Genomic DNA, 18,816 nt, shown 5'->3' with positions numbered 1-18,816 from the left:
TTCCTGGTTGTGGTGGTTCACTCAGCGTCGGAACGCGTACTCGCCGGGCTGGACCCTGAGCAGCGCTCCGCGGTGACCGCGCCCGCCGGCCCGGTCTGCATCCTTGCCGGCGCCGGCACCGGCAAGACCCGGGCGATCACCTCCCGGATCGCCCACCGGGCACTCTCCGGTGAGATATCCCCCCGGCACGTGCTCGCGGTCACCTTCACCGCCCGTGCCGCCGCCGAGATGCGACACCGTCTCACTCTGCTCGGGGCGCACGGTGTCCAGGCGCGGACCTTCCACGCGGCCGCGTTGCGGCAGGTGCGGTACTTCGCGCCCCGCCTGCTGTCCGGCCGGGCCATGCCCGAGCTGCTGGACAGCAAGGTGCGGCTGGTCACCCTCGCCGCCGCCCGGGTCGGCCTGCGCACCGACCGGGCCGCCGCGCGCGACCTGGCCGGCGAGATCGAGTGGGCCAAGTCGTCGCTTGTCGAGCCGACGGACTACGTGGTGGCCGCCGCCCGGGCGTTGCGCGACACACCGCACGAGCCGGCGAAGGTCGCCGACGTGTTCACCGCGTACGAGCAGCTCAAACGCTCGAACGGCGTGATCGACTTCGAGGACATGCTGCGTGCCGCGGTGTGGGGCATCGAGGAGCACCCGGACGTCGGCGAGCAGATCCGCACCCAGTACCGGCACTTCGTGGTCGACGAGTACCAGGACGTCAACCCACTCCAGCAGCGGTTGCTGGACGCCTGGCTGGCCGGCCGCAACGACCTGACCGTGGTCGGCGACGCCAGCCAGACGATCTACTCGTTCACCGGGGCCACCTCGGCGTACCTGGTCGACTTCCCCCGCCGGCACCGCAACGCCACGGTGGTCCGGCTGGTCCGCGACTACCGCTCCACCCCGCAGGTGGTCGGGCTGGCCAACGCGGTGATCTCGCAGGCCCGTGGCACCGAGGCCCGGCTGCGGCTGGAGCTGAGCGGGCAGCGCCCACCCGGCCCCGAACCCGACCTGCGGATCTTCACCGACGAGCCGGCCGAGGCCAACGCGGTGGCAGCCCGCTGCCGAGCGCTCATCGACGCGGGCACGCCGGCGAAGGAGATCGCCGTGCTGTTCCGGATCAACGCGCAGTCCGAGGCGTACGAGAAGGCGCTCACCGAGGCCGCGGTGCCGTACGTCGTGCAGGGTGCCGAGCGGTTCTTCGAGCGGACCGAGGTCCGCCAGGCGATGGTCGCGCTGCGTGCCGCCACCCGCTCGATCCCGGGGGAGACCCCACTGCCGGCAGCCGTCGTCGAGGCGCTCACCGCTGTCGGCTGGGCTCCGGACGCACCCCCGGCCGGCGGCGCCGCCCGTGAGCGCTGGGAGGCCCTGGCCGCGCTGGTCCAGCTCGCCGAGGAGTACGCGGCCACGCCCGAACTCGTGCCGATCGGCGAGGCGGCGTCGGTGGAACGCCCTGTCACACTCACCGACTTCACCGAGGAACTGGCCCGCCGGGCCGCCCAGCAGCACGTACCGACCGTGGACGGGGTCACCCTCGCCTCCCTGCACTCGGCCAAGGGCCTGGAGTGGGACGCCGTCTTCCTTGTCGGCCTCGCCGAGGGCACGCTTCCCACCATGTACGCCAAGACCGTCGAGCAGGTCGAGGAGGAACGGCGACTGCTCTACGTCGGGATCACCCGGGCGCGGGAGTGGCTCTGGCTGTCGTACGCCGCCGCCCGTTCGCCCGGAGGCCGGGCCCGGCGGCCGTCGCGTTTCCTGCCCCAACTCGACCGCTCCGGCGGCACCGAGCGGGCAGCTCCCGGCACCGGCCCGGCCCGCCGCACCGAGCGCCGCCGGACGCAGATCATGTCCTGCCGGATCTGCGGCGCCACTCTGCTCGCCGGCCCGGACCGCAAGCTGGGTCGCTGCCCCACCTGCCCGTCCGACATCGACGACGAGCTGCACGAACGGCTACGCGAGTGGCGGCAGCGGGTGGCCGGCACGCAGAAGGTCCCGGCGTACGTGGTCTTCACCGACGCCACCCTCACCGCGCTGGCCGAGCGACGCCCCGGCCGGGCCGAGGAGCTGATCGCCATCGCGGGCATCGGCCCTCGCAAATTGGGCCTGTACGGCGAGTCGGTGCTGGCGCTGGTGGGGGGCGCGAGTGTGGACGATGTCTGCCCGGAGAAAACTTTCGAAATCTCGTCGTAAATTCGTTTGCCCTCGCCCTGTGGCGAGGAATAGCCTCAGGACACACCACGCGAGCGGCGCCATTCCGGCTGCTCACCGGGGTTGGTCCAGTCGATCGAGGAACGTGAGGGAGGTGGCCACCGTGGAGATCTTCACCTATGAGCGTCCGACGGCGATGCCGTCTGTCCACGCTCCGCTGTCGGCTGTCTGGGTGGCCCTCCCGGCCACGCGACCGTCGGTTCCGCAGGTGCACCAGGTTCAGGTCGAACTGAACCTGACCGTTGCACCGGCCACCGGAATCGAGGGGACCAGTGGCATCACGGGCATGGGCATCCAGGGCGCCAAGAAGCGCACGGATCTCCGCGGCGTTCCACCTCGAGGCAGACCGGTCTGACCATCAGACACCGGCTCACCTCGAGGCCGCGGAACCCGCTTACCGGGATCCGCGGCCTAGTTTTTTGCCCCGCCGAAGTACGTCGGAATGCGATCCACGAGATCGAAGTGAGAGAGAGGTGACCGGGCGATGAGTCTGGCGTTGGCCCCCGTCGACATGAGCGTCGACATGGAGGCGAACCTGCCCTGCCGGAAGTTCGACCCCGACCTGTGGTTCTCCGACTCGCCCGCCGAGCTCGAGCTGGCCAAGTCGCTCTGCGGGGACTGCCCGCTGCGCGTCGAGTGCCTCGCCGGGGCGGTCGAGCGAGCGGAGCCGTGGGGCGTCTGGGGCGGCGAGATCTTCGAGCGTGGCGCGGTCGTCCCGCGCAAGCGGCCCCGTGGCCGTCCGCGTAAGGAGGACGTCGCTCGTGACGCCGCACTGCGGGTCGAGGCCGAGGCGCGCTTGGAGGCCAGTGGGCTGTCCGAGGCGCGCGGCGCGGTCCGGCTGGCAGCCTGACAACTTCCCGAATCCGTACCAACTACGCCGGTGCCACACCGGCAGTTAGAGAGACGACGATGTTGAACGTTCCGAACGGAGCCTTTGAGATGCAACTACTCCACGAAGCGTTGTCCCGGGCTCGAATGCGCCGGCCTCAGGCCGGTCGTACCACCACGAGCACTGAGGCAACCCGTTCCGCCCGTACCGTCGCCATGAAGAGCCGCAACCGTTCGGCACGCGACCTGGGCGTTCTCTAGTACCACCCCATGCGGAAGGGCGGGTGCCGGCCGGCACCCGCCCTTCGTGACGTTCAGGCCACGGGGGCGAAGCCGGGCAGCCAGCGCTCCAGGATGCCCCGGTACGGGGCCTTCGCCTCCAACTGGCACAGCACGCCGATCGACCCGAGCGTCACCCGGTGGATGAGCAGGTACGACGGCGGCAGGTTGAGCTGGCGACTCAACTGGTACGTGGGGGAGCGGGGGCTGGCCAGTCGCGCCGCCTCGGCCCGCAGCCAGGCCCTGGTGAACCGGAACCCGTCGGCCGCGATGGGCTCCAGCATCGGACGGAGGAAGTCGAGGACCCCCTCGGCGTCGATCTCGTCGTCGGCCCCGATGAACCCCTCGGACCGGAGCCCTTCGACCACCCCGTCGGCGTCGCCGCGCAGCGCCCGCCCGGCGATGCGACCGATCGGCTCCGGTGTTCCCTCCGGCATCCGGGCCACCGCACCGAAGTCGATCACCCCGAGGCGGCCGTCGGGTAGCAGCCGGAAGTTGCCCGGGTGCGGGTCGGCATGCAGCAGACCCGCCCGCTGCGGCGCGGAGAGGTGCAGCGTGGCCATCAGCCGGCCGGCCTCGTCCCGCTGCTCCTCGGAGCCCTCCCGGATGATGTCGGCAAGCGGGGTGCCGGTCACCCATTCGGTGACAAGCACCCGGGGCGCCCCGGAGATCACCTCCGGGATGAAGATCTCCGGGTCGTCGGCGTACGCGGCGGCGAAGGCGCGCTGCGACTCGGCCTCCAGCTCGTAGTCCAGCTCCTCGGTGATCCGTTCGCGCAACTCGACAAGGAGCGGCTTGATGTCGAGGCCGGGCTGGATGGCCCGGAACATGCCGCCCAGACGGGAGAGCTGCTTGAGGTCGGCGAGCAGCGCGTCACCCGCCCCCGGATATTGGATCTTGACGGCCACGTCGCGGCTGTTCGGCTCGCCCGACGGGTCGAGCCCCGGCTCGCGCCACCGCGCCCGGTGCACCTGGCCGATGCTTGCCGCCGCGGCCGGAGTGTCGTTGAACTCGACGAACCGATCGCGCCAGTCCGGGCCGAGCTGCTCGGCAAGCACCTTGTGCACGCTCGCGGCCGGCAGCGGCGGCGCCGCCTCCTGGAGCTTGGTGAGCGCCTGCCGGTAGGGCGCGGCGATCTCTTCGGGCAGCGCCGCCTCGAAGACCGAGAGCGCCTGGCCGAACTTCATCGCACCGCCCTTGAGCTGGCCCAACACGCTGAACAGCTGCTCGGCGGTGCGCTGCTGGATCTCTGCGGAGATCACGTCGGAGGCGATCCCGGTGACGCGCTTTCCCATGCCGAGGACGGTCCGGCCGGCGAAGCCGAGCGGCAGGGCGGCGAGCTTGGCGGTCCGGGACACGGCCCGGCGCGGGATGTCGGTCACCCGGTCATTGTTACCGACCGGAGGGCTCCGCTGCTGCTCTGCGGCCGGGCTGGTGCCGACACCCGGCTCCGCGAGCACCCGCACGCCGGGTGTGGCGGCCAGCTGCGGCGGCGAAAGCGACACGAGTCGGTGATCTCCATGGCGCCGCCCAACGTCTCCGGGCTCCCGCCGTCGAGATGCGCCAGAGCCTCGGTCAACGCGTACCCGATGGCCGTGAGCAGGGTGCCGGTCGTGCCGGCGGCGACCGGCTCGGCCGCGGCGAGCTGGGCGGCGAGTCGCGGCCACGCCGGGTCACGATCGGTCCGGTGCAGCTCGATGCAGTGCAGGCAGGGCCCGGCGGGCGGGCGGACCAGGGGACCGATGACCGGTACGCCCTCGCGGACGGTGACAAGCAGATGCGGCTGACGGCGCTGGGCGAGGCCGGCGGCGAGGAGCGCTGGCGGACGGTCCGTGCCGAGCTGGATCACCAGGTCCGCCCGCGGGCTCCGGAGCGGATGGGTGCCGGTGCCCGGGGCGACGCGGTCGATGGCGGCCCGCACCGCCCGGGCCAGCGGGGCACCCATGTCGGTCGCCGGGATGCCGGTGCCGACCAGGTCGATCGGGCGGACCGGGCCGGTGAGGTCCGGGATCACCTGCCCGACGCCGGACTGGGCCAGCGCGATCGCGAGCGGCCCGCCGAGCGCCCCTGCCCCGGTGAGCAGCACCCGGGCCGCTCGCCGTCGCCGCAGGATCTGCGCGGGAGTTCCGGGCAGTCGGGCCGCGACCAGGGCCAACGCCCCGGCTTCGGCGGCGAGCCGGGCACGGGCCGGCCCGGCGAGGTCGCGGGGGAGCAGGCTGTGCGCGGGCACCAGGAGGCCCGCCGCGCGCAGGGCGTCGAGCAGGGTACGGGCGTCGTCGGCGGTGACCCGGACCGCGCTCGCCTGGGTGAGCACGGCGCGTTCGCTGCGGGTGCCGTCAAGGAGATCGAGCAGGTGGGCGGCGCGTGGGTTGGCAAGCTCCAACAGCACGGCGAGGCCGGGGCCGATGCCGAGTTGCAGCGTGTGCCTGTCCCGCCAGAGGCGGCTGAGGCCGGGGAGCAGCATCGGGCGGGGCAGTGCGGTACGACTCATGATGACGAATCGTGACCGAGCCCCTGCGCAGGGTCGATCGTTATCCACAGATGGCCGGAGCTGTATCCAGCGCTGTCCACAGGATTTGCCGGGTTATCCACAACTCGCCGGTAACCGTGTCAGTCACCCGACAGGGAGACCCGCCGGACCGGCAACGGGGGGCGGGGTGACCGCTCGGCCACCCCGCCCCCCATTGACCCGTACGGTCAGACCTTCGCCTTGCCCAGGATGCGGTTCACTGTTGTGCCGCATACCGGACATTTGCCCTTGGCCATGTTCATGCCGGTCTTCGAGACCTCCACGTGCCCCTCGAAGTCCCGCTTCTCCTTGCACTTCACGCAGTAACCGTTGTAGTTCTGGGCCTGGTCGGCCACGGTGCCCCTCCTCGTCTCGTCCGCCGGTCGATGCCGTCCCGGCGGGTGCCCCGGCGGCGGGCCACGCGGGGCGGCCGGCGCTGGGTCTCATTCCGCAGCCACCCTCGTGACCGCTGGTCCGCGGACCCTACCCAGGTCTGGGCGGTTCCATGTCAGCTGTGCATCGACCTGTGAGCAAGTCGACGTCGAGAGTGTGCATGGCGAATTAGGTCGGATAAGTCAGTTTGGCGGGGACACGCCGACGAACCGTCGCAGACACCCGTGCGAGTACCCCGAAGGTGATCATCTACGGTGGTGCGGGGCATGCGGCCGCCAGCGGTGTTCACCATGGGTGACGAGGCGGCTGGCGGCGGTGCAGCCAAGAAATTTTCGGGACGCCGAGCGACCAATCATCACTTTCTGGACGCGTGTCGGGTGGTTGACCCTTGCGGACCCCTGGTCAGTACGCATTAGCTTTCCTTCGTGACACGTAGCCGAGGCTGCGCGGGCCAGTGATGGCGGGGACGCGTAAGCCGGTCGTCGAGGTGCGGCGCAGCCAGCGCCGGCGACGCACGGTGTCCGCGTACCGGGACGGTGAGCGGGTCGTCGTCCTCATCCCGGACCAGTTCTCCCGGGCCGAGGAGAGCGAGTGGGTCGACCGGATGCTCGCCCGGCTCGCGGCACGCGAGGGTCGACTTGCCCGCTCCGACGCCGAACTGGTGGCCCGGGCCAACCGTCTGATCGGTCTCTACCTCAGCGGGTACGGCGACAAGGCGGTGCCCCTCAGCGTCCGGTGGGTCACCAACCAGAACGGCCGCTGGGGCTCCTGCACACCCGCCGATCGCAGCATCCGGATCTCCCACCGCGTGCAGGACATGCCCGAATGGGTGATCGACTACGTGCTGCTGCACGAGCTTGCCCACCTCATCGTGCCCAGCCACAACGCCCGCTTCTGGGCGCTTGTCGGCCGCTACCCCAAGGCCGAACGAGCCCGCGGCTACCTCGAAGGCGTAGCCGCCGCCTCCTGCGCCCCGGTCCCCACCTGACCGGTCCGCCGTCGCCCCTCGGGCTGTCGAGCCTCTGCCGGCGCCGCCGCGCGGGGAGTCGTCGCCTCTCCGGCCGTGGTTCCGCCGGTGAGCTTCGGTCCTTCGGCCGCCGCGCCTCTGTCGACGTCCCGCCGCGCAGGGTGCCGGCACCTTCTGGGTGTGGTTCCGCCCGGTGAGCTTCGATCACCCCGCAGATCGGGGTCGGATCGGGCTTGGTCGGGTCGGCACAGGTGAAGGCGGGGCGGGAGCCGTGGGAACGCCCTGATCGAGGCCGCTCACCCACCACCAGGACGGAAGCTCACCCACCACCAGCACGGAGGCTCACCCACCACCAGGACGGAAGCAGGGCTGGGGTGGGGCGACGGGGCCGGGGCGGAGGGATATGGTCTGGGCATGGCGCGGCGGGTTGTGGTGGCGTTGCTCGGTCCGGTCCGCTGGTCGCCGCCCGGCGTTGACCGGCAAGACTGGCGAGCGGCGCTCGCCGAGGACGTCATCGACCTGATCGCCACCCTCAACGAGGTGGACGTCGCCGTCGCGGTCACCCCTGCCGACCGTGCCTTGGCGGATGCACTGGTCTGGCCCGGCACCACCGTGTACGAGGTGGCCGAGCCGACGCCGAACGCGGTGTTCGCCGCCGTGGACGGCTACGAACAGGCAGCCGTGCTCGCCGGCGACGTGCCCGACCTACCGGCGTTGACGGTCGGCAAGTTGCTGCGCCCGCTCACCACCCGGCCGGTGGCGGTGGCTTCGGTCGAGGGCGGCGGCCCGGGTCTGCTCGGGGTCGCCGCGCGGCTGCCGGCGCCGGGTTGGCTACGCCCGCTTGACCTGGACACAGCGACCCCTACCGACGCCCGGGCCGGCGCGCCCCGACCGGGGGACGTCGCCGTCACCGCCGGCTGGCGACGACTGCGCGGCCCGGCCGACCTGGCCACGTTGGACCCGGCCTTCGAAGGCTGGGAAGCCACCCGCGCCCTGCTCTCGGGCGCCGGCCGGCCAACCTGACGAGCCCAGGCGTTCTGCCCCCGGAGTCGGCCGGCCCGCATGAGGGGCCCGCGCGCTTGCTCCCTCCCGGGCGCGGCGGCAACCTGACGAGCCCAGGCGTTCTGCTTTCGGGAGGCGGCGGGCACGCCTGACGAGCTCGCAGGCGGCCAGCCTGATCAACGGTGACTCCGGCCGGCGATTTCCGAGGCCATCGCGGTCACCTGTCGACCAATGAGCCGGGCGCCCGCCGTTGAGCGGCGCGGGCGCCCGGACTTCTGGGCTCTGACTGTCAGCGCTTGGTGTCGTCGCCGTCGTCGGTGTCGTCGCCGTCGGCGGGCTGGCCCGGGGCCTGCTCTTTCGCGCCACCGGGTGCGGTGAAGTCGAAGTTGTCCAGCTCGCTCAGGTCCATGTCGTTCATCGCGAAGGCCACCGGGTCGGCGAAGTCGTCGTCGGACGGGAGCAGGTCCGGGTGGCCCCAGACGGCGTCCCGGCCTTCGATGCCGCGGTGTTCGGTGAGCGCGGCCCAGAGGGCCGCCGCCTCGCGCAGCCGGCGGGGGCGCAGCTCCAGACCGACGAGCGCGGCGAAGGTCTGCTCGGCGGGGCCACCCGCGGCGCGGCGACGCCGGAACGCCTCACCCAGCCGTACGACGTTGGGCAGCCGCTCGCTGGCGGCGCTGTCCACCACGTGGCACACCCAGCCCTCGACCAGGGCAAGCGCGGTTTCCAACCGGGCCAGCGAGGCCTTCTGCGCCGGGCTGTCCTCCGGGGTGAAGATGCCCTCCAGGGCGATCGCCTGCATCGACTCCGGGTCGGTCGGGTCGACCCGGCCCATCGCCTCCTCGATCGCCTCCCGGTTGACCCGGATGCCCGAGGCGTACATCTCGACGGCGCTGAGCACATGGCCGCGCAGCCACGGGACGTGCTGGAACAGCCGCTGGTGGGCGGCTTCGCGCAGCGCCACGTAGAGGCGTACCTCGTCTTCGGGCAGCTCCAGGCCCTCGCCGTACGCCCGGATGTTGGCCGGGATCAGCGCGGCCGTGCCCGCCGGGCCGAGCGGCAGCCCGATGTCGCCGGCGGAGAGCACCTCCGCGGCGAGCGAGCCGAGGGCCTGTCCCAACTGGCCGCCGAAGAGGGCGCCACCGAGGGTCGCCACCATCGACTGCATGGGGCCGAGCTGGGCGCGCGCCTCCGGCGGCACCAGGTCGCCCATCGCGCCTACCATCCGGCTGGCCACCGGGTCGCAGAGCTTGCGCCACACGTCAAGCGTCTTGAAGATCCACTCATTGCGGTTCCAGGCCACCGGGGTCTGGATGCCCGACGGCCACGACGACGCCGGCTCCAACCACAGGTCCGCCAGGCGCAACGCCTCCTCGACGGCGTTGCGCTCGTACGGCGACACTGCCGGGTCACCGGCGGCGGCGAGCTGGCTGGCTGCTACCTGCCGAGCCAGGTCCCAGTTGACCGGCCCGCTGCCCGGCGCGGAGAGCAGGTGCTGCAACTGCGACATGAACTGCTGCATCTGCGCGGGATCGTTGGGGTCTGGTGGTTGCCCACCCGGGAGCGCGAAACCGAACGGAATATCAGGCACGACGTCTACGGTACGCGGGCCGAGCCCCAGGTAGCCGCCGCTGGGGTTGCGCTGAGGGCGAAGTCGCGCGCGCATCGGGCAGCCCGGCTCCGGGAGATCGGTACGCTCTGGCGCATGAGACGTCGTGGCCTGACGGTCCTGCTCGGTGCCCTGTTCACCGCTCTGCTGAGCATCGGGGTGCTCCGGGTGCCGATCCCGTACGTGGTGCTCGGCCCCGGCCCGACGGTCAACACCCTGGGTACGGCCGACGGCAAGGAGGTCATCCAGATCACCGGGCGGGAGACCTCGACGTCGGCCGGGCAGCTTCGGCTGACGACTGTGGGGGTGCAGCCCACTGTGCGGCTGCGATCGGCGATCGCCGGCTGGTTCTCCGACGACGAGGCGGTGGTGCCGCGCGAGCTGGTGTATCCACCGGGGGAGTCGACGGAGCAGGTCGAGCAGCGCAACGCCGAGGACTTCAAGGTGTCGCAGACCAGCGCCGAGACCGCCGCGCTGCGCGAGTTGGGTTTCCCGGTGCAGGTGGTGGTCAAGACGGTGGCCGCGGACGGACCGTCCGCCGGTCTGCTGAAGGTCGGCGACATCGTCACGTCCGTCGACGGTCAGCCGGTGCCGGTGGCCGCGAAGCTCACCGAGCTGGTCCGGGCCAAGCCGGCCGGTACGGCCCTGACGATCGGCTACACCCGTGACGGCGTACCGGCCACCGCGAAGGTGACAAGTCGTGAGCAGGACGGTCGGCCGCGGATCGGTATCGAGATAGACCAGCAGCAACCGCACCCGTTCACGCTCAGCATCGACCTGGGTGACATCGGCGGTCCGAGTGCCGGCCTGATGTTCGCCCTGGGCATCGTGGACAAGCTGACGCCGGCGGACCTGACCGGCGGCAAAGTCATCGCCGGCACCGGCACCATCGACGACGAGGGCACCGTCGGCCCGATCGGCGGGATCGCCCAGAAGCTCGTCGGCGCGAAGCGTGCCGGGGCCAAGGCGTTCCTCGTTCCGGCGGACAACTGCGCCGAGGCGGTCCGCAATCCGCAGCCTGATCTGCCGCTTCTGCGGGTGGGTTCCCTCACCGAGGCGATGACCGCGCTGGAGACACTGCGTGCCGGAGGCCAGCCGACCCGCTGCTGACGCTCGTGACCGTGTCCCGACACGTTCAGGAACACCCCGTACTCTGGGTGCCTGGTCGGAGCCGATCACATCGAGCGTGCGGAGCCAACAGTGGTAATGCGTAGCAGCAGCCCCCTACCGAAGATGAGTAGGCGCGGACGTGTCACCATCGCCGTCCTGGTGGGGGTGTTCGTGCTCTTCACCCTGCTGGGCTGGGGCGTCCAGGCCTGGACGGACTGGCTCTGGTTCGACGAGGTGCGCTACACCGAGGTCTTCACAGGTGTGCTGTTCACCCGGCTGCTGCTCTTCCTCGCCATCGGTCTCGGTATGGCCGTCATCGTCGGTGGCAACCTCTGGCTGGCCCACCGTCTGCGCCCTCGGCTGCGTCCGCACTCGGTCGAGCAGGCCGCGCTGGAACGCTATCGCATGGTGCTCAGCCCGCGCCTCGGCACCTGGATCGCCCTGACCGCCGTGGTGATCGGCCTCTTCGCCGGCCTGTCGGCGCAGAGCCGGTGGAACCAGTGGCTGCTCTTCCGCAACGGTGGTGACTTCGGGATCAAGGACCCGGAGTTCGGGGTGGACATCGGCTTCTACGTCTTCCAGCTGCCGTTCTGGCGTTACCTGCTCGGCGTCGCCTTCACCGCTGTGGTGTTGGCCCTGATCGGTGCGCTGGCGGTGCACTACCTCTTCGGCGGGGTCCGCCTCCAGGGTGTCGGGGACCGGATGACGAACGCGGCCCGGGCTCACCTGAGCAGCCTGGTCGCGGCCTTCGTGCTGCTCAAGGCCGTCGCGTACGTGCTGGACCGGCGGGCGATGCTGCTGGAGTACAACGAGGGCGCCAAGCTGTACGGCGCCGGCTACGCCGACGTCAACGCGCTGCTGCCGGCGAAGGAGATCCTGGCGTACATCTCGATCGTGGTGGCCATCGCGATCATCGTGTTCTCCAACGCCTGGATGCGGAACCTGGTGTGGCCGGGCATCTCGCTCGCCCTGCTCGGTGTCTCCGCCGTGGCGATCGGCGGCATCTACCCCTGGGCGGTGCAGACCTTCGAGGTCAAGCCGAGCCTCAAGGACAAGGAAGCGCCGTACATCCAGCGCAGCATCGACGCGACCCGGGCGGCGTTCGGGCTGGGGGTCACCGAGACGACCCCGTACGCGGCGAACAACCTCACCCCACCGGCGAACCTGGCCACCGACACCTCCGTCGTGTCGAACGTGCGGCTGCTCGACCCGCAGTTGGTCAGCGAGACGTACACCCAGTTGCAGCAGGTGCGTGGCTTCTACGACTTCGGCCCCAAGCTGGACATCGACCGCTACGGCGTGAACGGGAAGGTCTCCGACTACGTGGTCGGCGTCCGGGAGATCAACTACGGCGAACTGACCGACCAGCAGAACACCTGGATCAACAGGCACACCGTCTACACCCACGGGTACGGCCTGGTGGCCGCCCCGGCCAACCAGGTGGTCTGCGGCGGGCAGCCGTTCTTCGTCTCGGGCTTCCTGGGCGAGCGCACCCAGGAGGCGTGCTCCTCGCAGACCGAGCAGATCCCGGCCAAGCAGCCGCGCATCTATTACGGCGAGCGGATGACGGCCGACGACTACGCGATCGTCGGCCAGTCCGACCCGAACAAGAAGGCCGAGTTCGACCGGCCGGTCGGTGAGGGTGGCGGCGAGTCCTACACCTACACCGGTGAGGGCGGCGTCGAGATCGGCTCCTTCGCCCGGCGGCTGCTCTACGCCATCAAGGAGCAGGAGACGAACTTCCTGCTCTCCGAGGCGGTCAACGAGGACTCCAAGCTGCTCTACGTGCGTAACCCGCGGGACCGGGTGGAGAAGGTCGCGCCGTTCCTCACCCTGGACGGCGACCCGTACCCGGCGGTGGTGGACGGTCGGGTGCAGTGGATCGTCGACGGCTACACCACGGCGGCCACCTACCCGTACGCCGAGCGCGTCAACCTGCAGACCGAGACCACCGACGAGCTGACCAACCGGGGCACCTTCCAGCTGGCCCGGGAGAACGTCAACTACATGCGCAACTCGGTGAAGGCCACCGTCGACGCGTACGACGGCACGGTGAAGCTCTACGAGTACGACGACACCGACCCGGTGCTCAAGGCGTGGAACAAGGCGTTCGGCGGTGACCTGGTGCTGCCGAAGGCGGACATCCCGGTCGAGCTGAGCGAGCACCTGCGCTACCCGGCGGACATGTTCAAGGTGCAGCGCAACCTGCTCACCAAGTTCCACGTGACCAACCCGGGCGACTTCTACTCCGCGCAGGACTTCTGGCAGGTGCCGAACGTGCCGGACGCTCCGGACAGCGGCCAGAAGCAGCCGCCGTACTACCTGTTCACCCAGTTCCCCGGGCAGGAGAGCCCTCGGTTCCAGCTCACCTCCGCGGTCACCCCGAACGGCAGGCAGAACCTGGCCGCGCTGATCTCCGGGTCGTACGTCGACGGGAAGCCCCGGCTGGAGGTGCTGGAGCTGCCGGACCAGACCCGGATCTCCGGTCCGGTGCAGGTGCACCAGCAGATGACAAACAACGCGAACATCCGTCAGCAGCTCAACCTGCTCTCCAGCAACCAGGCGCAGGTGCATTACGGCAACCTGCTCTCGCTGCCCTTCGCCGACGGCATGCTCTACGTCGAGCCGGTCTACGTGAAGAGCAACCAGCAGGACGCGTACCCGCTGTTGCAGAAGGTGCTGCTCTCCTACGGTGACGGCGGGTCCTTCGTGGCGCTGGCCGACAACATCAACGACGGCATCAAGCAGTTGGTCGAGCAGGGCAAGCGGGCTGGGCAGGCGACACCGCCGCCGACCACCGGAGGCAACCCGACGACGCCCACGCCCACGACGCCGCCTCCGACCAGTGGTGACGCGCCGCCGCTGACCGGTGATTTGGCAACCGCCGCGGAGCGGGTGCAGACCGCCATCACCGAGGTCCGGGCCGCGCAGACGTCCGGCGACTTCGAGCGGTACGGTCGCGCGCTCAAGGCGCTGGACGAGGCGCTCACCGCCTTCCAGCAGGCGCAGCAGGCCGCCAACCCTGCCGGTACGCCGGCGCCGAGCGGCAGCGCAGCGCCGCCGTCGCCGACCGGCAGCCCGGGTACGGGCGGCTGACCGCAGCCACCCGGAAAGCACCTCACGGAGCCCCCGCCATCCTTTTGATGGCGGGGGCTCCGCCGTGTCGGTACCGGATGCGTAGGGCGTCGATGGCTGACAAAGCCGCAGGTCAGAGGGGTCGACGGCGGCGGTATCGGAGTCGCTTTGCGGTGCCCCGGGTCGGTGCGCTACGGTTAGTGAACCGACGCGGGGTGGAGCAGCTCGGTAGCTCGCTGGGCTCATAACCCAGAGGTCGCAGGTTCAAATCCTGTCCCCGCTACGAGAAAGAAAGCCCGTTTCCGGTTCGCCGGAGGCGGGCTTTCGACATTCCGGAGATCTGGTGTCCGGTCGGAGGACCCCGCCGATCATCGTCAAAAGGGATGGGTTAGGGTTAACCAGTCGACGCGGGGTGGAGCAGCTCGGTAGCTCGCTGGGCTCATAACCCAGAGGTCGCAGGTTCAAATCCTGTCCCCGCTACGAAAGAGAAAGCCCGTTTCCGGTTCGCCGGAGGCGGGCTTTCTCGTTCCCGCGTGGTCTTCCGTCAGCCCGTGGAGGGGCCGGTGCCCACCGGCCCCTCCACGGATGTCACCTGAGGCCGAAGGCCCGCATGACGGTCTGGGTGACGCCGCCGCCGTTGCGCTGTGTGGCGGTGACGCGGATGGAAACGAAGGCCGAACGGTGCGGCGCGTTCAGCGTCGCCTTCCAGGTGCCCTTGTGCTCCGTCAGGGACTGCCGCTGCCAGGTGCGGCCGTCGTCGTAGGAGACCTCCAGGCCGAGCGAGGACACCCCGTCCTTCGCGGCGGTGCTGCCCACCACGACCGGCGTGATGGCGAGGTCGGTCCTGCGCGTCGCGCGGCCCGCCAGGTCCAGGTCCGTCCCGTAGTCCAACTGCACGAGCGGGATCGCCTGTACGCCGTCGGTGGCGCCCGAGAGGAAGGTCCAGTCGGTGCGCGTGGTGGTGGAGTACGGGCTGTAGGCGGGGTTGCCCTCCGTCTCGACGACAAGCCGGTACGGCAGCTTCCGCGGTGACAGGTCACCGGCGTAGAACTCCGGCCAGCCTTCGAGCTGACTGACCTGCCTGTCGCCTTGGTAGAGCGAGACCCGTTGCCGCATGCTGGCACCGCCGCTGTGCGCGGCACCCGCGTCGCCGAACGCCTGGATGTAGGCGCTGATCCCGCCCTCACCGCGGAACGGGATGTCGTAGGTGAGCAGGCGTGGCCGCGTGATGGGGCCGAACCACCTGTCCTTCTGGACACTGCCCGGCCGGTAGGCGATCTCGTCAGTGTTCGACCGCGCCCAGTTGAGCACGTCGACGTACTGCTTCCACCTGATGCCCGCGCCAGCGGAGACCCAGTCGGTACGCGGACCCGGGGCTACCTGCCGGAACGGGAACGGGCGGGCCGCAGCCCACTCGTACGGCGGGAAGTCGACGCGCATCTCGGCGGAGAGTTGACCCGGCGGCGGGGCGAACTCGGTGTCGATCCGCGCGAGGTCGCCGCGACCCGTCTTGGCCGACGGGTCGTTCGGCACCCCGCCCCTGTGGTAGTCGACCAGGTCGTACAGGTATGCCGGCGAGGGGTGGGCGGTGATGCTGAGCCGTACGCCCTTCCGGCCGGAGTCGGTGATCTTCTGGATCAGGGCTTCGCCCTCGCCCCGGACCAGTGTGGCGACCGGGAGCGCACCGGTCGTCGTACCGTCGGGGTTTCCGTACCATCCGCTGCTGCGGCCCTCACCGTCGTTGACCACCAGGAGCAGCGCGGCGCCGGCGGCCAGCGCCGCCGCCACCTGGTCGGTGGGGGTCACGGCGTCGCTGTCGCGTACGACCACCGCCTTGCCACGGGCGGACATGCCTGCGTAGTCGGCCTTCGTGCCGGTGCCGGCGAAGACGGCGTCCAGGCGCGACGTGCCGTCGGGCATCGGCCGGGACCCGGGCTGCACGAGGGGGTCACCGACGCGGCGGCCGTTGTGGATGATCTCCAGTGGCGTCTGCTCGGCCCGGATCCGGGTGGTGAGGACGAAGCTGCCCTTCCTGACCTTGCCCTTTGTCGGCAGAGCCCACAGGCTGTCGTAGACGGTGCCGGGCCAGAACGTCTCCCGCAGCGCGCTCGTGTCGCTGGGCGTCGGCTCCTCGGACGTGAACGAGCGGTAGACGTCGATGCGGCTGTTGGTGACGGCGGTCGGCTGGGGCGTCGCCACCTTGACCTGCCGGGCCTTGGCGGCGTCGAGCACGACGACCCGGTTGGTCGTCAGGTCCACCTCGGGGGCGGTGAGCATCGCGAGCCCGAGGGAGTGGGCGCCGTGCAGACCCTCCACGTCGGCGGCGGCGACGACCGCGTAGGAGCCGGGCGTCCAGCGGCTGGTGAGCGTGCCGTCCCGTACCCACATGAACGTGGAACCACCGTCGGCGCTGACGATCTCGACCTCGCCGCTCATGGGTCGGCCGGCGCGGTCCTTCAGGTGGATGGTGAGGTCGTACTTCTCGGATTCCACTGCGACACCGATGGCCGTGTGCACCTCACCGCCGGCGTGGCGGGCCACGACCTGGGCGGAGTACCTGCCGGCGGTGAGTCCTGCCGGGTCCACCACGACGTCGACAGTCGAGGTCGCCCGGGCCGCGACGGTGACCCGGCCGGTGCCCGCCGTGAACGTCGTCGCCGGAGAGTCGCCACGATCAACCGACAGGTCCAACGTGATGGGACTGTCAGTGGTGTTGGTGTAGGTGATCTTCCGGCTGGTGCGTTGCGGCGGTGCGTCGGTCGGTGACGCGACGAGGCCGGCGTCCACCGACCCGGACGCGATGATCTGGTCCTGGTGGTAGGCGGCGGCCACGTTCAGCCTGCCGCTGCCGGCCCGGTAGGCGTCGTAGCCGGGCGTACGCACGCTGGTGCCCATCAGGGCGTCCTTGATCTGCTGCGGGCTCCACGTGGGGTGTTTCTGGGCCAGCAGGACGGCAGCCCCGGCGACGTGGGGCGCGGCCATCGAGGTGCCGCTGTCCGCCCGGTAGAAGCCTTCACCCCAGGGGAGGTGCTGCGAGCGCGCCGCCAGCACGTCCACGCCGGGTGCGGTCATGTCGGGCTTGAGGGCTCCGTCGATCATGCGGGGGCCGGCGCTGGAGAAGTCGGCCAACCGGTCCGAGCCGTCGACAGCGCCGATGGTGAGCGCGGCGTCCGCGGTCCCCGGCGCCCCGATGGTGTACGGGTCGGGTCCGCTGTTACCCGCGGAGACGACGAAGAGCGCGCCGGTCTCGGCGGTCAGTTGGGTGAGGGACTGGCTCAGCGGGTCGTCCTGGGTGTGCCAGGCGCTGACCCCCAGACTCATGTTGATCACCTTGGCGCGTTCGGTACGCGCCGCCCATTCCATCCCCGCGATGATCCCGGAGATCGACCCGCCTCCGTTGCTGTCGAGGACCTTGCCGATCACCAGGTCGGCACCGGGGGCGACTCCCCGCTCCCTGCCGCCGGAGGCGGCGCCCGTTCCGGCGACGGTGGAGGCGGTGTGGGTGCCGTGCCCGTTGCGGTCGACGATGTCCTCGCCCGGGATGAAGCTGCGGGACGCCACCACTCGGTTGGCGAGATCCGGGTGGGTCGTATCGACTCCGGTGTCCAGGACAGCGACCCGGACGCCCTTGCCGGTGCCTCCTGCCGCCCACGCTGCCGGGGCACCGACCTGCGCTGTCGTGTCGGCGAGAGCCGCCGTCGCCCTGCCGTCGAGCCACACCTTTTCCACGCCGGCCGCGAACGAGGGGGTCGCGGTGCCGGCGGACCGGCCTGTCGACGACGTACCTGCGGATGGCGCGTCGCCGGTGAGGGCCGACCAGAAGTCGGCGGACTGCGCCCGGCGGGTGCGGATCGCCTCGCCACGGACGGAGGGCAGCTCCAGTGTGGTCTCCGCGCCCGGCAGAGCGGTGCTGGCCCGGCGGTTGGCCGCACCCGGCTCGCGGGTGACGATCAGAGGCAGCGTGGGGCTCCGTGCGTCGTCGAAGCCCTGGGCGACGAGGTCGGTGACGTCGAAGAGTTGCTTGTCGAGCTGCCCGGTGGCGAGGTAAGGCAGCGCCTCGTCGGGGTACACGTAGGTGTCCCCGTCCTCGGTGGCGACGCGTACCGAGCCGGTGGCACCCGGCGCGCGTACCACGTCCACTGTGGGCGGCGTGCCGTCGCGTCCCGGCGTCATCGTCACCTTGTCGCCGGTGATCAGCGTGACCGTGACGGGAGCACCGTGTGCGGTGCCGGTCGTGGCCGGTGGAGCCGTCGGCGGGGGCGCGGGGGCGCTGTGGGCCGCAGTGGGGGTGACCAGAGCGGCGACGACTGTGACGCCTACCGCTGCTGCCGCAGATCTTCGGGGGAGAGAGAGCCGCACAGATCCTCCAGAGTTGAACGTTGATCAGATTCGATCACCTCCGTGATTCATATAAAGATCACCTTCTTTGCCGGGAGGTTGCCGGATCGTCGCGTACGGCCGGCCCGGTCCCGGCTTTCGGGGTGGGCCTGCGTGCCGAGGTTGCACCCTTCGGGGAGGATGGGCGCATGTCTTCCTTCGGTAGGTGGTGGGGCCGGCTCGGCGCGGTCCTCGGTACGGTCGTGCTGACGGTGTTCGTGCCCGTCGCGGCCTGGGCGTCCACAGGCACCGGCGAGATCGTGGTGGAGGCCGCTCGGCGGCGGTCCCGAGGCGGCTTCGGCTTCATCGGCCTGCTCTGCTGCCTCGTGGTGGTGGCGATCATCGTGTTCCTGCTGCTGCGCCTGATGCGTGGTCGCCGTGGAGGCCCGCCGCGCTGACCCCGTTCACCCGGGCGACGGCCTGCGGTCGCCGAGCCCCGCTGGCGCACTCAGCGGCGCAGGCCGATGCCGCCTGACC

The 18,816-nt window shown here is 70.8% G+C and carries 13 protein-coding genes and 2 tRNA genes; 10 read left to right on the top strand and 5 right to left on the bottom strand.

Annotated features, from left to right (window positions below):
- Window positions 1-9: 9 nt before the first annotated feature.
- The 3 genes from ADK66_RS27440 to ADK66_RS27430 all read left to right on the top strand — a co-directional run bounded on the left by ADK66_RS27440 (window position 10) and on the right by ADK66_RS27430 (window position 3,043).
- A complete protein-coding gene (locus ADK66_RS27440; protein WP_053660349.1) occupies window positions 10-2,175 on the top strand; it encodes an ATP-dependent DNA helicase UvrD2 in 2,166 nt (721 codons plus the stop codon).
- A gap of 121 nt (window positions 2,176-2,296) precedes the next feature.
- Window positions 2,297-2,548, top strand: coding sequence for a hypothetical protein (locus ADK66_RS27435; RefSeq protein WP_053660610.1), 252 nt, complete (start codon window positions 2,297-2,299; stop codon window positions 2,546-2,548).
- A 129-nt stretch (window positions 2,549-2,677) separates the two neighbouring features.
- Complete coding sequence (locus ADK66_RS27430) at window positions 2,678-3,043, top strand: WhiB family transcriptional regulator (protein WP_053660347.1); 366 nt, start codon at window positions 2,678-2,680, stop codon at window positions 3,041-3,043.
- 292 nt (window positions 3,044-3,335) lie between these two features.
- Here the strand turns inward: ADK66_RS27430 and ADK66_RS27425 are convergent, their stop codons facing one another.
- From ADK66_RS27425 to ADK66_RS32030, 3 genes are all read right to left on the bottom strand, one after another.
- A complete protein-coding gene (locus ADK66_RS27425) occupies window positions 3,336-4,682 on the bottom strand; it encodes an AarF/ABC1/UbiB kinase family protein (protein WP_053660608.1) in 1,347 nt (448 codons plus the stop codon).
- A complete protein-coding gene (locus ADK66_RS27420) occupies window positions 4,679-5,791 on the bottom strand; it encodes a TOMM precursor leader peptide-binding protein (protein ID WP_053660345.1) in 1,113 nt (370 codons plus the stop codon). The genes ADK66_RS27425 and ADK66_RS27420 overlap by 4 nt, the downstream gene beginning before the upstream one ends.
- Window positions 5,792-5,997: 206 nt before the next feature.
- The gene (locus tag ADK66_RS32030) at window positions 5,998-6,165 is read right to left on the bottom strand and encodes a DUF5679 domain-containing protein (protein WP_167942864.1); all 168 of its coding nucleotides are present in this window, start codon (window positions 6,163-6,165) and stop codon (window positions 5,998-6,000) included.
- 494 nt (window positions 6,166-6,659) lie between these two features.
- Here ADK66_RS32030 and ADK66_RS27415 point away from each other — a divergent pair, with 494 nt between their 5' ends.
- Both ADK66_RS27415 and ADK66_RS27410 read left to right on the top strand, forming a co-directional pair.
- The gene (locus ADK66_RS27415) at window positions 6,660-7,190 is read left to right on the top strand and encodes a M48 family metallopeptidase (protein ID WP_053660343.1); all 531 of its coding nucleotides are present in this window, start codon (window positions 6,660-6,662) and stop codon (window positions 7,188-7,190) included.
- A 393-nt stretch (window positions 7,191-7,583) separates the two neighbouring features.
- Window positions 7,584-8,192 (top strand): hypothetical protein, encoded by a 609-nt coding sequence (locus ADK66_RS27410; protein ID WP_053660341.1) that lies wholly within the window; start codon window positions 7,584-7,586, stop codon window positions 8,190-8,192.
- 268 nt (window positions 8,193-8,460) lie between these two features.
- Here ADK66_RS27410 and ADK66_RS27405 read toward each other — a convergent pair whose 3' ends face one another.
- Window positions 8,461-9,759 (bottom strand): zinc-dependent metalloprotease, encoded by a 1,299-nt coding sequence (locus ADK66_RS27405; RefSeq protein WP_053660606.1) that lies wholly within the window; start codon window positions 9,757-9,759, stop codon window positions 8,461-8,463.
- A gap of 114 nt (window positions 9,760-9,873) precedes the next feature.
- Here ADK66_RS27405 and ADK66_RS27400 point away from each other — a divergent pair, with 114 nt between their 5' ends.
- From ADK66_RS27400 to ADK66_RS27385, 4 genes are all read left to right on the top strand, one after another.
- Window positions 9,874-10,887, top strand: a complete 1,014-nt coding sequence (locus tag ADK66_RS27400) for a PDZ domain-containing protein (protein ID WP_197281654.1) — start codon at window positions 9,874-9,876, stop codon at window positions 10,885-10,887.
- A 96-nt stretch (window positions 10,888-10,983) separates the two neighbouring features.
- The gene (locus ADK66_RS27395; RefSeq protein ID WP_082377697.1) at window positions 10,984-13,983 is read left to right on the top strand and encodes a UPF0182 family protein; all 3,000 of its coding nucleotides are present in this window, start codon (window positions 10,984-10,986) and stop codon (window positions 13,981-13,983) included.
- 188 nt (window positions 13,984-14,171) lie between these two features.
- A tRNA-Met gene (locus ADK66_RS27390) sits at window positions 14,172-14,245 on the top strand.
- 123 nt (window positions 14,246-14,368) lie between these two features.
- Window positions 14,369-14,442: transfer RNA gene (locus ADK66_RS27385), tRNA-Met, on the top strand.
- Between the two features lie 108 nt (window positions 14,443-14,550).
- On the opposite strand, the gene ADK66_RS27380 is transcribed toward ADK66_RS27385, so the two are convergent.
- Complete coding sequence (locus ADK66_RS27380; RefSeq protein ID WP_197281653.1) at window positions 14,551-18,321, bottom strand: S8 family serine peptidase; 3,771 nt, start codon at window positions 18,319-18,321, stop codon at window positions 14,551-14,553.
- Between the two features lie 167 nt (window positions 18,322-18,488).
- On the opposite strand from ADK66_RS27380, the gene ADK66_RS27375 reads away from it, so the two are divergent.
- Window positions 18,489-18,737, top strand: coding sequence for a hypothetical protein (locus ADK66_RS27375; RefSeq protein WP_053660335.1), 249 nt, complete (start codon window positions 18,489-18,491; stop codon window positions 18,735-18,737).
- Window positions 18,738-18,816: the final 79 nt, after the last annotated feature.

The sequence above is a fragment of the Micromonospora sp. NRRL B-16802 genome, from assembly GCF_001279555.1.
In the GTDB taxonomy this organism is placed as follows: domain Bacteria; phylum Actinomycetota; class Actinomycetes; order Mycobacteriales; family Micromonosporaceae; genus Micromonospora; species Micromonospora profundi.
The sequence above is the reverse complement of the archived record's forward strand: the minus strand, read 5'-3'. Positions and strand labels throughout refer to the sequence as shown.

Excerpts from the sequence above, each read along its gene's own strand:
- ADK66_RS27420 (WP_053660345.1), bottom strand. The coding sequence starts at position 5,791 with ATGAGTCGTACCGCACTGCCCCGCCCGATGCTGCTCCCCGGCCTCAGC.
- ADK66_RS27430 (WP_053660347.1), top strand. The coding sequence starts at position 2,678 with ATGAGTCTGGCGTTGGCCCCCGTCGACATGAGCGTCGACATGGAGGCG.
- ADK66_RS27400 (WP_197281654.1), top strand. The coding sequence starts at position 9,874 with ATGAGACGTCGTGGCCTGACGGTCCTGCTCGGTGCCCTGTTCACCGCT.
- ADK66_RS27415 (WP_053660343.1), top strand. The coding sequence starts at position 6,660 with ATGGCGGGGACGCGTAAGCCGGTCGTCGAGGTGCGGCGCAGCCAGCGC.
- ADK66_RS27410 (WP_053660341.1), top strand. The coding sequence starts at position 7,584 with ATGGCGCGGCGGGTTGTGGTGGCGTTGCTCGGTCCGGTCCGCTGGTCG.
- ADK66_RS27375 (WP_053660335.1), top strand. The coding sequence starts at position 18,489 with ATGTCTTCCTTCGGTAGGTGGTGGGGCCGGCTCGGCGCGGTCCTCGGT.
- ADK66_RS27395 (WP_082377697.1), top strand. The coding sequence starts at position 10,984 with ATGCGTAGCAGCAGCCCCCTACCGAAGATGAGTAGGCGCGGACGTGTC.